This window comes from Janthinobacterium sp. DSP2-3-3, assembly GCF_049897325.1.
In the GTDB taxonomy this organism is placed as follows: Bacteria; Pseudomonadota; Gammaproteobacteria; order Burkholderiales; family Burkholderiaceae_D; genus Janthinobacterium.
Window position 1 is genome coordinate 244925 of sequence record NZ_JAFCWA010000007.1, and the last position, 14189, is coordinate 259113.

Below are 14189 nucleotides of genomic sequence, written 5' to 3' on the forward strand. Positions count from 1 at the left end.
CTCTATACTTTTTGAGTTTTCAGAATTTTCTGTAAATTCGATTTTTTGTATAATACTGCGAAACATGACATATATCAATTGACCCTGCGGGCATGGCGTGAAAAAATTCAGATAATTATGAAAACTCAACATATCCAAATGACGCCGTTGATCCTGACCTTTGTCAGCCATTTCGGCGAGATGGGCAGCCGCTGGGGCTTTAACCGAACGGTGGGGCAAGTGTACCCCTTGTTGTTTGTCGCAGAGCATCCTTTGCACGCGGACGAAATCGCGGAACACCTGAGTTTTTCACGCTCGAACGTGAGCATCGGCTTGAAAGAATTGCAGGGCTGGGGCTTGATACGCCAGTCGCGCATCCCCGGCGACCGGCGCGAATATTTTTCCTCGCTGGGCGATGTCTGGCAAATCTTCCGCGTGGTGGCCGCCGAACGCCGCCGCCGTGAAGTGGCGCCCACCCTGACAGTGCTGCGCGAATCGCTACTGGCGCCGGCCACGGAAGCCGTGGATCAGTATGCGCAGGAGCGCATGCGCGAAATGTATGAACTGGTCGATCTGGCCAACACCTGGTTCGACGACTTGCAGCGCCTGTCGCCCGAATCGATGGCGCAACTGATGAAAATGGGCGCCAAGGTGCAAAAGCTGCTCAATGCCAAGGACCGCCTGTTTGGCGTCAGCAATAACAGCGACTGAAGCTCTCTTTCCTTAACACAAAGTGGTGCGTGTTGTCACGCCATTTCTGCTCGCCGCACAGACTCCCGCTAACACAGCCATACATAGCCGTATGCGCTGTTATCAACTAAATCAATAGAATTATTTGAATTGCATTAGTTTACATCAAGACTAAGCTTGCATATGCGTACTCACGCAAAGGTGACCGGGTGACAAGTTGACCTCCCTGACTGGATGGCGCGCACCCTAAAGCAGTGAAATTTCTGCAATACAATAAAAGGGGATTTTCATGAAAAGCATAACAAGCATTGCAATACGGACATCCATACTGGCCACCCTGACGGCCTTGATGGGCATGGCGCAGGCTGCTACATGGATCGACGTGGGACCGGCCAGCGGTTTCAGCATCGCAGGCAGTACCGTTACCTACACGCCGTCGCCGGCACTGATGGTGAAATACTATGACGGCAACCTGACGCCGCAAAGCCCATCCGACATCCAGGGGTATATCAATGGCGTCTTCGGCACCAGCCTGGGCCCAGCCGTATCGTATTGCGACAATGCCACTTCGGGCTGCACTGCCGGCACCACGGCAGGCTTGAGTGGCGGCGTCAATTCCTATACGAGCGCGGCCGCCTATGACTTCCTGGCCATCCACTTCGGCCAGGGCGAACTGGTCTTCCACTGGGCCGCGCCCGTCGCAGCCGGCACGACGTTCACGGTAGAAGGCTTGCCCAAGGACCTGAGCAATTACCGCGCTTACGTTTCCGCCATACCTGAACCGGAAACCTATGCCATGCTGCTCGCCGGCCTGGGCCTGCTCGGTGTCATGGCGCGCCGCCGCCAGGCAAAATAGGAGCATCAAGAAGACCTGCAACACGGCGCCGGCGCACCCATGTTTACAGCGCGCTTGCGCCGCGCCGCCCACTCTTTACACCGCCTTTATGCCGCTTTCGCTATGCTGGTTGGCACCACAGCCACCCTTGCGAAGGAGCCTCCATGCATGAATCCCCATTCCAGTCGCGCACGCGCAGCGTGCTGCGCCAGCATTTGCCCGTGCGCGAACGGCTGCGCCTGGCACGCCTGGCGAGCAAGAAAATGCTGTCGGTATTGTCTGCGCTGCTGTGTGCGGTGCCGCTGCTGTATTTGCTGAGCGTTGTGCTGTTTGCGCAGCCTTAGGGCCGAGTGCGGAAGACAGGAAAAGAGAAGAAGCGGCCGCATGGCGCAAGCCGTGGCCAGCATGAAACTGGTCCGCCCAGAGGGAATCGAACCCCCATTCACGGTTTAGAAGACCGTTGTCCTATCCGTTGAACGATGGGCGGAAAGGTGCAGTATTTTAATCCATGCGCGCCAGCAATGACATGCCTGCGCGGAATAGAAAACGGGCTGTCATTTCTGACAGCCCGTTCATGACTTTGGTCGGAGTACAAGGATTCGAACCTTGGACCCCCTGGTCCCAAACCAGGTGCGCTACCGGGCTGCGCCACACTCCGAAGACAAGATAATAACGCCCCCGCCCAATTTCGTCAATTGCCCCAGGCGAATTAGATGGAAATAACTATCGCCCCTTGCCTTTACACACCGACCTTGTCGGCGATGCGGCGTGCCATCGATTCAGCCACCTCCTTGTCTTTCGCCTCGACCATCACGCGGATCAGCGGTTCGGTGCCCGAAGCGCGGATCAGCACGCGGCCCGTGTCGCCCAGCTCAGCCTCGACCAGTTCTTTCTCGGCCACCATGGCGGCATTTTTTTGCCAGTCGAAACCGGGCGCCACGCGCAGGTTGATCAGGGTTTGCGGGAACAGCACCAGTTCGGCCAGGCATTGCTGCAGACTCTGGCCGCTACGCTTGAGCGCAGACAACACTTGCAGCGCAGAGACAATGCCGTCGCCCGTCGTATGCTTGTCCAGGCACAGCAAATGGCCGGAACCTTCGCCGCCCAGTATCCAGCCCTTTTCCTTCATGACTTCCAGCACGTAGCGGTCGCCCACCTTGGCGCGCGCAAAGCCGATGCCTTGCTGCTTGAACAGCACTTCCAGCGCCATGTTCGTCATCAGGGTGCCCACGGCGCCGGCCACGGGACCCGTCGCCAGGCGGTCCTTGACCATGACGTACAACAACTCGTCGCCGTTATACAAGCGGCCCGTGGCGTCGCACATGATCAGGCGGTCGGCATCGCCGTCGAGGGCGATACCAAGATCGGCGCCATGCTCGACGACGGCATCGGCCATGGCCTTGGTCGCCGTGGCGCCGAAGCCCGCATTGATGTTGAAACCGTCGGGCTTGTTGCCGATGGCGATGACTTCCGCGCCAAGCTCATGGAATACGTGCGGGGCGATATGGTAGGCGGCGCCATGCGCGCAATCGACGACGATCTTCAGGCCGCGCAAGTCCAGCTCGTTCGGGAAGGTGCTCTTGCAAAATTCGATGTAGCGGCCCTGGGCATCGTCCAGTCGCTTGGCGCGGCCCAGCTTGTCCGACGGCACGCAAGCCATGGGCTCGTCGAGCGCCGCTTCGATTTCCAGTTCCACGCTGTCGGGCAGCTTGGTGCCCTGGCCGGAAAAGAACTTGATGCCATTGTCATGATAGGGATTGTGCGAGGCGGAAATGACCACCCCGGCCGACAGGCGCAGCGCCCGCGTCAGGTAGGCAATCGCCGGCGTCGGCATGGGGCCGGCCAGCATCACGTCCACGCCGGCCGCCGACAAGCCCGCTTCCAGCGCCGCTTCCAGCATGTAGCCGGAAATGCGCGTGTCCTTGCCGATCAGCACCGTCGGGCGCGCCTTGCCGCCTTGCGACTTGGCCAGCACCTTGCCGGCCGCATAGCCGAGGCGCATGACGAAATCGGGAGTGATCGGAGCCGTGCCCACCAGACCGCGGATGCCATCGGTACCAAAATATTTACGCGTCATATATTTCTCTTTTTGTTGTTTATAATGAATCTTACAGGCTCAGTGCGCCATGCGCCAGACCTTCAGCGCATCGACGGTTTCAGCCACATCATGCACACGGATAATTTCTGCACCTTGCGCTACCGCAGCAAGCGCACCGGCAACACTGCCAGCCAGGCGCTGCTCGACGGGACGTCCTGTGACGGCGCCTATCATCGACTTGCGCGACAGCCCGGCCAACACAGGCAGGTCCAGTTCGCTGCGCAACTGGCGCGTGGCGCGCAGCAAGGCATAGTTTTGCTCCACCGTCTTGCCGAAACCAAAGCCGGGATCGACGCACAGGCGCTCGCGGGCAATGCCGGCCACCGTCATTGTCTCGATGCGCTGGCGCAGGAAGGCGATGACTTCGCGCACCACATCCTCGTATTGGGGTTGATACTGCATGGTTTGCGGCACGCTTTGCATGTGCATGATGCACAGCGCGCAATCGCTATCCTGCACGGCCTCGATGGCGCCTGGCGCGCAGAAACCGTTGATGTCGTTGATCATGTCGGCACCCGCCAAGATGGCTTCGCGCATCACTTCGGGTTTGTACGTGTCGACGGACAGGGGCTTGCCGCAGTCGCGCAAGGCGTACAGCACCGGCATGACGCGCTGCAACTCATCCTGCAACGGCAGCGGCCGTGCGCCGGGGCGACTCGATTCGCCGCCGATATCGATGATGTCGACGCCGTCGACTATCATCTGCTCGGCGCGCGAAATGGCAAATTCCAGGTGTTGATACTGGCCCGCATCGGAAAAGGAATCGGGCGTGATGTTCAGGATGCCCATCACCAACGCCTGCGTGCCCTGCAGATTGAAGCCAAAACGGCCGAATTGCAAATAGTGTCGCATGTAACTCTTTTTAGTCGTCAGGAAAAAACTGCTGCTGCAACGAAAAAGGGCAAGGATTGCTCCTTACCCTTTTAGACAGCACGCCACCGATCAAGCGGCTGCCGTTATCAGGCTGGCGCCGTCACGTTTGGCGAGATGCCGCCCGCGCCGCTGTCGCCGCCCGCATTGCGGCGTGGCGGGATGACTTTCGGCGGACGCGGCTCCAGACCGGCCATGATGTCGTTGATTTGCTCTGCATCAATGGTTTCCCATTCCAGCAAGGCTTTGGTCATCATTTCAACCTTGTCGCGATTGCCTTCCAACAACTTACGCGACAAAGCATATTGCGTGTCGAGAATGTTGCGGATTTCAGCATCGACCTTTTGCTGGGTCGCTTCCGAGATCGTCTTGGTGGCGCCACCGAAGAAACCTTCATTTTCGCTGTCTTCGTAGACCATCACGCCCATGCTGTCGGACATGCCGAAGCGGGTCACCATGGAACGGGCCAGCTTGGTGGCACGCGAGAAGTCGTTCGACGCGCCGGTGGACATTTGTCCCACGAAAATCTCTTCGGCGATACGGCCACCGAACAGGATGGAAATTTCTTCCAGCATCTTGTCCTTGTAGGCGGACAAGTTGTCGTGTTCCGGCAATTGCCAGGTCAAGCCCAGGGCCCAGCCGCGCGGCATGATCGTTACTTTATGCACGGGATCGGCTTTCGGCAGCAGCTTGGCCACCACCGCATGACCGGACTCATGGTAAGCCGTATTGCGACGCTCTTCCTCGCGGATGATCATCGATTTACGCTCAGGACCCATGTAGATCTTGTCTTTCGCATCTTCGAAGTCGGCCATTTCCACCAGGCGCTTGCTGCGACGGGCGGCAAACAGGGCTGCCTCGTTGACCAGGTTGGCCAGGTCGGCGCCCGAGAAACCAGGGGTGCCGCGAGCCAGGATATCGGCTTTCACGTCGGTACTGATAGGCACTTTGCGCATGTGCACGTTCAAGATCTGTTCGCGGCCGCGGATGTCGGGCAAGCCGACGGAGACCTGGCGGTCGAAACGGCCCGGACGCAGCAAAGCTTTGTCGAGCACGTCGGCGCGGTTGGTGGCGGCCACGACGATCACGCCGGAGTTCGCTTCAAAACCGTCCATCTCGACCAGCAACTGGTTCAGGGTCTGTTCGCGCTCGTCATTGCCGCCGCCCATGCCGGCACCGCGGTGACGACCGACAGCGTCGATCTCATCGATGAAGATGATACACGGCGAATGCTTTTTCGCGTTCTCGAACATGTCACGGACACGCGAGGCGCCCACGCCGACGAACATTTCCACGAAGTCGGAACCGGAAATCGAGAAGAACGGCACCTTGGCTTCGCCGGCGATGGCGCGCGCCAGCAGGGTTTTACCCGTGCCCGGAGGACCGACCATCAGCACGCCGCGGGGAATGCGGCCGCCCAGTTTCTGGAATTTGCTCGGGTCCTTGAGGAAGTCGACCACTTCGTTGACTTCTTCTTTCGCTTCATCGCAACCGGCGACATCGGCAAAGGTGACGGTGTTGCTGGCTTCATCCATCATGCGCGCCTTCGACTTGCCGAACGAGAATGCCCCGCCCTTGCCGCCGCCTTGCATCTGACGCATGAAGAAGACCCAGACGCCGATCAACAGCAGCATGGGGAACCAGGATACAAAAATAGTTTGCAGGAACGACGCTTCCTCAGGCGGGCGCACATCGAAATGCACGCCATTGTCGCGCAGGTCGCCGATCAGACCCTTGTCGAGACTGGTGGCGGTGGTACGCACCTTGGTGTCGTCCATCAGCTTGGCGGTGATCGACGAACCCTCGATCACGACATCCTTGACGCGCTTGGCTTTGACTTCATCCAGCAAATCGGAATAAGCGATGGCCTTGCTGCCGCCTGTGGCGCCATGACTGTCGAATTGCTTGAACAGCATGAACAACAGCAGCAATACGACTACCCAGATGGCAGATTTGGAAAACATGTTATTCACGAAGACTCCTTGGATGCAGTGCGCATCTCTTTACCAATAGCTAGAAACACGATTTTACTCGCAATAAGCGGGCCGTGCCAAAGCCCGCCGATCCGTGCGCGCGAAAAAACCGCGTTCACGCAAAAAAAATGCAGTATAAACAATTTAGGCTTTTATGCCATCAGACGCTACTGCACTTCTCGTTCCCATGTGCGGATTCCCTCTTAAATATCAAGGGCGGAATCATCTTCTTGCACAGCATTTTTCAGCGGATTCTTGAGACCACGCCCCATCAGGAAGATTTCTGACGATTTATCGCGGCTGGCCTTGGGCTTTTTCTGCACCACAACCTTGAATTCGGCGCGGAATTTCTCCACGATCTGGCTGAAACCCATGTCCTTGAAACATTTCACCAGCAATACGCCCGATGGCTTCAAATGCAATTGGGAAAATTCGATGGCCAAGTCGATCAAATGCTCCATGCGCGCGGCGTCCGCCGTGGCGATGCCCGACAGGTTGGGCGCCATGTCCGACAGGACCACGTCGACCTTGCGCCCTTGCAACACCACTTCCAGCTGGCGCAGCACGCGCGCTTCGCGGAAGTCACCCTGAATGAAGTGGAAATCGGCGATCGGCTCCATTTCCAGCATGTCCAGGCCAATCAGGGTACCATTGACCCCGCCGCCGTCCTTGCCGGCCAGCTTGCGCCGCAGATACTGGGCCCAGCTGCCAGGAGTGCAACCAAGGTCGACAATTACCTGGCCATGCTTGATCAGTTTTTCGTCTTCATCGATTTCTTTGAGCTTGTATGCTGCCCGGGCGCGATAGCCCTCTTTTTGCGCCAACTTCACATAAGGATCATTTATGTGGTCGTGCAACCAGTTTTTGTTTAATTTCTTCTTTGCCATTCGCGTAGAATACTGCTTTTAAGGGAATTACTAAATATTATTATGCTAAAACTTACACCCGTAGAGCGCAGCGCACTGCGCGCCGAAGCACACGCGCTGAAGCCTATCGTCATCATTGGCGAAGCGGGCTTGACACCTGCTGTCCTCAAAGAGATCGACCTTGGCCTGGATTCGCACGGTCTGATTAAAGTCCGCGTGTTCGGCGACGACCGCGAAGCCCGCGTCGGAATGTACGATACGATTTGCGGCAATCTCGGCGCCGCCCCGGTACAACATATTGGCAAACTGCTGGTAATCTACCGTCCGAAAAAAGAAGTGGTTAAAGAGAAGGTCAGCGCCGGCAAAGGCATGCGCGAAGTGACCATCGTCAAAGCCAGCGCCAGCGGCACCAAGCGCCCCAGCGTGACGAAAGTCATGATCAAGGGCAATGAGCGCGTTACCGAAGGCGGTTCCATCAAGCGTGCCAAGCCACGTCAGAAAAGCGCCAAGAAAAGCGCACTGGGCAGCAAGTAAGCCTGTTCACCCGGCAACCGCAAGGCTGCCGGGTTTGAAACAAGAAGCGGAGCACGGGATATCCCCTGCTCCGCTTTTTTTCATGCAATTACTTTACTTATATCAAACTACTGCTGTTTCCAGATCAATACGCCCGCCAGCAAGCTCTGCACGGCAAAGATCAGGGTCGACACGCCATGCAGCATGCCGAAGCGGCTGCGCATGGCTTCGTCCATGATGCCCGACGGCGCTTGCGCCTTGAGCTCGGCCATCAGGGGCGAGATGCCAAAATGGCTGAGTAGCGCGCACACCAGCATGGACAGCACCAGCGCGGCCAGCAGGCGCCGGCGCTTCAGCTCCAGCGCGCCGGGACTCCATTGCAGCAAGGCCAACAGTATCAACGCACAGGCGATGGACAGCCAGGCCTCGGCGCGGAACATGCTGCCGGCGATATTGCCCGCCAGCATACGGTCGCTCAGAGTGCCAAACAGCGTGGGCGCCACGATAAAACCGATGGTCCACAGGCTGCCTGCCCACAGGGTGGCAACGAGGATGCGCACGCGGGCGAGCATCAGATGTACAGCACTTCCAGGATTTCGTATTCGCGCGGGCCGGACGGCGCCTGCACTTCCACCACGTCGCCGGCGTACTTGCCGATCAGCGCGCGGGCGATCGGGGACGTCACAGACACTTTGTTCTTTTTCAGGTCGGCTTCATCGAGGCCCACGATCTGGTAAGTGACTTTCTGGCCCGATTCCAGGTCTTCCAGGTTCACGGTCGAGGCAAAGACCACGCGGCCTTCCGCGTCGAGCGCGGTCGGGTCGATGATTTGCGCTGCGCCCAGCTTGCCTTCGAGTTCGGCGATGCGACCTTCCACGAACGCCTGGCGCTCCTTGGCGGCGTCATACTCGGCGTTTTCCGACAGGTCGCCGTGCGAACGCGCTTCGGCGATCGCATCGATGACGATGCGGCGTTCCTTGGTCTTCAAATGATGCAGCTCTTCTTTCAGAAGTTCTGCACCGTATGTGGTCAATGGGACTGAGGTCATGTTATCTCTACTATCTGCTAGTTATCGGCGCCGTTGTCCGTGTTTTGTCACGGTTAACGGATGCACCAAGTGAAAACCACAGAGGCCGCGCGCTGCTCTGCACGGAACTCTGTGGTTGATAAGCATGCAGTGTACCGCCTAACGGAGGCCACTGCAAATGACACGCGGACTATTCAGCTTGCTGCAGGGTCTTGTGCAGGCCTTGCAGATCGTACACGCGCAACTCATCCAGATGGCGGATGCCTTCGACGGCCGCTTCCGCGCCCGCGATGGTGGTGTAGGTCGTCACGCGCGACGCCAGGGCCGAAGTGCGGATGGCCCGCGAATCGACGATGGCGCTGCGTTTTTCTTCCACAGTGTTAATCACCAGCACGATTTCATGGTTCTTGATCATGTCGACGATGTGCGGACGGCCTTCGATCACCTTGTTCACTGGCGTGACGGCGATGCCGGCAGCGGCGATCACGGCGGCGGTGCCCTTGGTGGCGACCACGGTGAAACCCGACTCGACCAGGTCACGCGCCACTTGCACGGCGCGCGGCTTGTCCGACGCTTTCACGCTGATGAAGACCTTGCCCGATTTTGGCAGGTTCACGCCGGCGCCCAGTTGCGATTTCACAAACGCTTCGCCAAACGTCAGGCCCACGCCCATGACTTCGCCCGTCGATTTCATTTCAGGGCCCAGGATAGTGTCCACGCCCGGGAACTTGACGAACGGGAAGACGGCTTCCTTGACGCTGAAATATGGCGGCACGACTTCCTGCGTGATGCCTTGCGAGGCCAGCGATTGGCCGACCATGCAGCGGGCGGCAATTTTCGCCAGTTGCAAGCCCGTGGCTTTCGAGACGAAAGGCACGGTACGCGAAGCGCGCGGATTGACTTCCAGCACGAAGACGACATCTTTCATTTCGCCGTCAATTTCCTGCTTCTGGATGGCGAACTGCACGTTCATCAGGCCGACCACGTTCAAGCCCTTGGCCATCAGCGCCGTCTGGCGTTTCAGTTCTTCAATGGTTTCCGGTGCCAGCGAATACGGTGGCAGCGAGCAAGCCGAGTCGCCCGAGTGTACGCCAGCCTGTTCGATGTGTTCCATCACGCCGCCGATGAACGTCGTTTCGCCGTCGGAGATGCAATCGACGTCGCACTCGATGGCGTCGTTCAGGAAGCGGTCCAGCAACACGGGTGAATCGTGCGAAACCTTGACCGCTTCGCGCATGTAGCGCTCGAGGTCGCGTTGTTCATGCACGATTTCCATGGCGCGGCCACCCAGCACGTACGATGGACGCACGACCAGCGGGTAACCGATTTCCTGCGCCAGCGCCAAAGCGTCGGCTTCCGTGCGGGCGGTGCGGTTAGGCGGCTGGCGCAGTTCCAGCTTGTGCAACAGTTGCTGGAAACGCTCGCGGTCTTCGGCGGCATCGATCATGTCGGGCGAAGTGCCGATGATCGGTACGCCATTCGCTTCCAGGTCGAGCGCCAGTTTCAGCGGGGTCTGGCCGCCGTACTGCACGATCACGCCCACCGGTTTTTCAATGGCGACGATTTCCAGCACGTCTTCCAGCGTCAGGGACTCAAAGTACAGGCGGTCCGAAGTATCGTAGTCGGTCGACACAGTTTCCGGGTTGCAATTGACCATGATGGTTTCGTAGCCGTCTTCGCGCATGGCAAGGGCCGCGTGGACGCAGCAATAGTCAAATTCGATACCCTGGCCGATACGGTTCGGGCCACCGCCCAGCACCATGATCTTTTTCTTGTCGGTCGGATTCGATTCGCACTCTTCGTCGTACGTGGAGTACATGTACGCCGTGTCGGTCGAAAATTCCGCTGCGCAGGTATCGACGCGCTTGTAGACAGGACGAATGTTCAGCGCATGGCGCTGCTGGCGCACGGCCGTGTCGGTCGTTTGCAACAGGAAGCCCAGGCGGCGGTCCGAGAAGCCCTTCTGTTTCAACTTGTACAGGGTGTTCTTGTCCAGGTTTTCCAGCTTCTGCGTGTCCAGCCACAGTTCCAGGTCGACGATTTCCTTGATCTGGATCAAGAACCATGGGTCGATCTTGGTCAGGTTGTGCACTTCTTCCAAAGTGAAACCTTGGGCAAACGCATCGCCCACGTACCAGATGCGCTCAGGACCAGGCTCGCCCAGTTCTTCTTCGATCTTTTCGCGGTCCTTGGTTTTCTCGTTCATGCCGTCCACGCCCACTTCCAGGCCGCGCAAGGCTTTCTGGAACGATTCCTGGAAGGTACGGCCAATCGCCATCACTTCGCCGACGGATTTCATCTGCGTCGTCAGGTGGTGGTCGGCGGTCGGGAATTTCTCGAACGTGAAACGCGGGATCTTCGTGACGACGTAATCGATTGACGGTTCGAACGAGGCCGGCGTGGCGCCGCCCGTGATTTCATTGCGCAGCTCGTCCAGGGTGTAACCGACGGCCAGCTTGGCAGCGATTTTTGCAATCGGGAAGCCCGTGGCTTTCGATGCCAGGGCCGATGAACGCGACACGCGCGGGTTCATCTCGATGACGATCATGCGGCCATCGACAGGGTTGATCGAAAACTGCACGTTCGAGCCACCGGTGTCGACGCCGATCTCGCGCAGCACTGCCAGACTGGCATTGCGCATGATCTGGTATTCCTTGTCCGTCAGCGTTTGCGCTGGCGCCACCGTGATGGAGTCACCTGTGTGCACGCCCATCGGGTCGAGGTTTTCAATCGAGCAAATGATGATGCAGTTGTCCGCCTTGTCGCGCACCACTTCCATCTCGTACTCTTTCCAGCCCAGCAACGATTCTTCGATCAGCAGCTCTTTCGTCGGCGAGGCTTCCAGGCCGCGCTTGCAGATGGTTTCGAATTCTTCTTCGTTGTAGGCGATGCCGCCGCCGGAACCGCCCATGGTGAACGATGGCCGGATGATGGTCGGGAAGCCCAGGGTGCGCTGCACCGCCCACGCTTCCTCCATCGAATGCGCCACGCCCGACTTGGCCGAACCGAGGCCGATCTTGGTCATCGCGTCCTTGAACTTGGAACGGTCTTCCGCCTTGTCGATGGCTTCCGGCGACGCGCCGATCAGCTCGACGTTGTATTTCGCCAGCACGCCATTGTTGAACAGGTCCAGCGCGCAGTTCAGCGCCGTCTGGCCGCCCATCGTCGGCAGGATGGCGTCTGGACGCTCCTTGGCGATGATGCGTTCAACCACCGACCAGGTGATCGGTTCGATGTAGGTCACGTCGGCCATTTCCGGGTCCGTCATGATGGTCGCAGGATTGCTGTTGACCAGGATGACTTTGTAGCCCTCTTCACGCAGGGCCTTGCACGCTTGCGCGCCGGAATAATCGAATTCGCAGGCCTGGCCGATCACGATCGGGCCAGCGCCAATAATCAGAATACTTTTAATATCTAAACGTTTAGGCATTTTTCTTTTTCTCCTCCGCAGCCATCAAGTTGATGAAGCGGTCAAACAGGTAAGCAACATCCATCGGGCCCGGCGACGCTTCAGGGTGGCCCTGGAAGCAGAAAGCCGGCTTGTCCGTGCGGGCAAAGCCCTGCAGGGAGCCGTCGAACAGCGATTCATGGGTCACGCGGCAATTCGCGGGCAAGGTTGCCGCGTCGACAGCGAAACCGTGGTTTTGCGAGGTAATCAAGACTTGCTTGGTTTCCAGGTCTTGCACCGGATGGTTGGCGCCGTGGTGGCCGAACTTCATCTTCAGCGTTTTTGCGCCGGAAGCGAGCGCCATGATCTGGTGACCGAGGCAGATGCCGAAGGTCGGGATGCCCTTCTCGATCAATTCGCGGGTAGCAGCGATGGCGTAATCGCACGGTTCCGGGTCGCCAGGGCCATTCGAGAGGAAGATGCCGTCCGGATTCAGTGCCAGGGCGTCGGCCGCCGTGGCTTGCGCCGGCAGCACGGTGACTTTGCAGCCGCGCGCCGTCAGCATGCGCAGGATGTTGCGCTTGACGCCGTAGTCGAAGGCGACCACGTGGTATTTCGCATCGGCGTCGGCCAACTGGCCATAACCTTCGCCCAAGGTCCATTCCGTTTCGCGGTACTCGTAGGCAGTCTTGCTCGATACCACCTTGGCCAGGTCCATGCCGGCCAGGCCGGGGAAGGAACGGGCCAGTTCCAGCGCTTGCGCGGCGGATGGCTCATTGCCTTGCGTACCGACCAGGATGGCGCCGCCCTGCGCACCTTTTTCACGCAGAATGCGCGTGAGCTTGCGTGTATCGATGCCGGCGATGGCGACGATATTTTCAGCTTTCAGGTAGTCGGACAGGGAGAGCGTGGAACGGAAATTGGATGCCAGCAATGGCAAATCGCGGATGATGAGGCCAGCGGCGTGTACCTTGGAAGATTCGACATCTTCCGGATTGACGCCCGTATTGCCGATATGCGGATAGGTCAGGGTGACCATCTGGCGGCAATAGCTTGGGTCGGTAAGGATTTCCTGATACCCGGTCATGGAGGTGTTGAAAACAACCTCGCCCGTGGTATGACCGGCGGCACCGATCGAAAAACCTTTAAAGATCGTTCCATCAGCAAGCGCTAATATGGCTGGAACGGCAGGGCCAGAAAAAAATGGCGGCAAGGGCAACTCCTGATAAAGTTACCGTAGCTGCGCCACGTCAGACCGACCGCCTAATTACCCGAGCCAGATGCACTCAGGGTGTTTCAACGGTCATTTTGAATGATGGGATGGGTAGTCGCTACGGTATATGTGTGATTGGCTAAACCTTTGAATTATAACCAAAAGGAAGCTTTTCCACAAGGAAGAAAATGCAGAATGGGCGGCATTTTTTTGCATGGCAGCATAAAGCCTGTGCCCCATGAAAAAAGCCGCCCGGCTTGCGCGGGGCGGCTAGTTCTGCAACAGCGGCGACTACTTAGGCCGTCAAAGCTGCAATGCCAGCTTTCGCGATTTGCGCATCTTCCGCCGACTTCACGCCCGAGACGCCGACTGCGCCCACGTAGTGACCGTCGAACACGATGGGTACGCCGCCTTCGAGCAAGCCGTCTATTTCCGGCACGCTCAGGAAGGACACGCGGCCGCCATTGATCATCTCTTCATAGATGCGCGATTCGCGGCGGCCCAGCGCGGCCGTTTTGGCTTTCGAGGGGGCAATGTGCGACGAGATCGGCGCCACGCCATCCATGCGCTGCAGCCACAGCAAGTGGCCGCCGTCATCGACAATGGCGATCGTGACCGCCCAGTTATTCTTGACCGCTTCCGCTTCGGCGGCGGCAGCGATTTTCTTTACGTCGTCCAGGGTCAAAATCGGTTTCGATTGCATGGTGCATCCTTGTTATGTTGAAGCAAAATTGTAT

Annotated in this window: 13 protein-coding genes and 2 tRNA genes; 4 read left to right on the forward strand and 11 right to left on the reverse strand. The window is 58.4% G+C overall.

Features of this window, described 5'->3' with window-relative positions; translation table 11 throughout:
* Positions 1-138: 138 nt before the first annotated feature.
* The 3 genes from ACP7DE_RS16195 to ACP7DE_RS16205 all read left to right on the forward strand — a co-directional run bounded on the left by ACP7DE_RS16195 (position 139) and on the right by ACP7DE_RS16205 (position 1848).
* Positions 139-690: a GbsR/MarR family transcriptional regulator gene (locus ACP7DE_RS16195; protein ID WP_426073052.1), complete on the forward strand. Its 552-nt coding sequence runs from the start codon at positions 139-141 to the stop codon at positions 688-690.
* A 268-nt stretch (positions 691-958) separates the two neighbouring features.
* Entirely contained in the window at positions 959-1525 is a 567-nt protein-coding gene (locus tag ACP7DE_RS16200) for a PEP-CTERM sorting domain-containing protein (RefSeq protein WP_426073053.1), read from the forward strand.
* A gap of 143 nt (positions 1526-1668) precedes the next feature.
* Positions 1669-1848, forward strand: coding sequence for a hypothetical protein (locus tag ACP7DE_RS16205; protein WP_426073054.1), 180 nt, complete (start codon positions 1669-1671; stop codon positions 1846-1848).
* A gap of 68 nt (positions 1849-1916) precedes the next feature.
* Here the strand turns inward: ACP7DE_RS16205 and ACP7DE_RS16210 are convergent.
* The 6 genes from ACP7DE_RS16210 to ACP7DE_RS16235 form a co-directional block, all read right to left on the reverse strand.
* Positions 1917-1991, reverse strand: a tRNA-Arg gene (locus ACP7DE_RS16210).
* Positions 1992-2085: 94 nt separating this feature from the next.
* Positions 2086-2162: transfer RNA gene (locus ACP7DE_RS16215), tRNA-Pro, on the reverse strand.
* An 81-nt stretch (positions 2163-2243) separates the two neighbouring features.
* Entirely contained in the window at positions 2244-3581 is a 1338-nt protein-coding gene (glmM, locus tag ACP7DE_RS16220) for a phosphoglucosamine mutase (RefSeq protein WP_426073055.1), read from the reverse strand.
* Positions 3582-3620: 39 nt separating this feature from the next.
* Positions 3621-4454 carry a dihydropteroate synthase gene (gene folP, locus ACP7DE_RS16225; RefSeq protein WP_426073056.1) on the reverse strand — a complete coding sequence of 278 codons (834 nt, stop codon included), beginning with the start codon at positions 4452-4454 and terminating at the stop codon, positions 3621-3623.
* 107 nt (positions 4455-4561) lie between these two features.
* Complete coding sequence (gene ftsH, locus ACP7DE_RS16230) at positions 4562-6445, reverse strand: ATP-dependent zinc metalloprotease FtsH (protein WP_426073057.1); 1884 nt, start codon at positions 6443-6445, stop codon at positions 4562-4564.
* Positions 6446-6648: 203 nt separating this feature from the next.
* Positions 6649-7332, reverse strand: coding sequence for an RlmE family RNA methyltransferase (locus tag ACP7DE_RS16235; protein ID WP_096234939.1), 684 nt, complete (start codon positions 7330-7332; stop codon positions 6649-6651).
* Between the two features lie 42 nt (positions 7333-7374).
* Here ACP7DE_RS16235 and ACP7DE_RS16240 point away from each other — a divergent pair, with 42 nt between their 5' ends.
* Positions 7375-7845, forward strand: a complete 471-nt coding sequence (locus tag ACP7DE_RS16240; RefSeq protein WP_010397237.1) for a YhbY family RNA-binding protein — start codon at positions 7375-7377, stop codon at positions 7843-7845.
* 107 nt (positions 7846-7952) lie between these two features.
* Here ACP7DE_RS16240 and ACP7DE_RS16245 read toward each other — a convergent pair whose 3' ends face one another.
* The 5 genes from ACP7DE_RS16245 to ACP7DE_RS16265 all read right to left on the reverse strand — a co-directional run bounded on the left by ACP7DE_RS16245 (position 7953) and on the right by ACP7DE_RS16265 (position 14155).
* On the reverse strand, positions 7953-8396 hold the full coding sequence (locus ACP7DE_RS16245; protein WP_426073058.1) for a DUF4149 domain-containing protein: 444 nt from the start codon (positions 8394-8396) through the stop codon (positions 7953-7955).
* Positions 8396-8872, reverse strand: a complete 477-nt coding sequence (gene greA, locus ACP7DE_RS16250) for a transcription elongation factor GreA (protein WP_426073060.1) — start codon at positions 8870-8872, stop codon at positions 8396-8398. Before greA ends, ACP7DE_RS16245 begins: the two co-directional genes overlap by 1 nt.
* Positions 8873-9041: 169 nt before the next feature.
* On the reverse strand, positions 9042-12281 hold the full coding sequence (gene carB / locus ACP7DE_RS16255; RefSeq protein WP_426073061.1) for a carbamoyl-phosphate synthase large subunit: 3240 nt from the start codon (positions 12279-12281) through the stop codon (positions 9042-9044).
* Positions 12274-13452, reverse strand: coding sequence for a glutamine-hydrolyzing carbamoyl-phosphate synthase small subunit (gene carA, locus ACP7DE_RS16260; RefSeq protein ID WP_426073062.1), 1179 nt, complete (start codon positions 13450-13452; stop codon positions 12274-12276). Before carA ends, carB begins: the two co-directional genes overlap by 8 nt.
* A 295-nt stretch (positions 13453-13747) precedes the next feature.
* On the reverse strand, positions 13748-14155 hold the full coding sequence (locus tag ACP7DE_RS16265; RefSeq protein WP_426073063.1) for a GlcG/HbpS family heme-binding protein: 408 nt from the start codon (positions 14153-14155) through the stop codon (positions 13748-13750).
* Between the last annotated feature and the right edge of the window lie 34 nt (positions 14156-14189).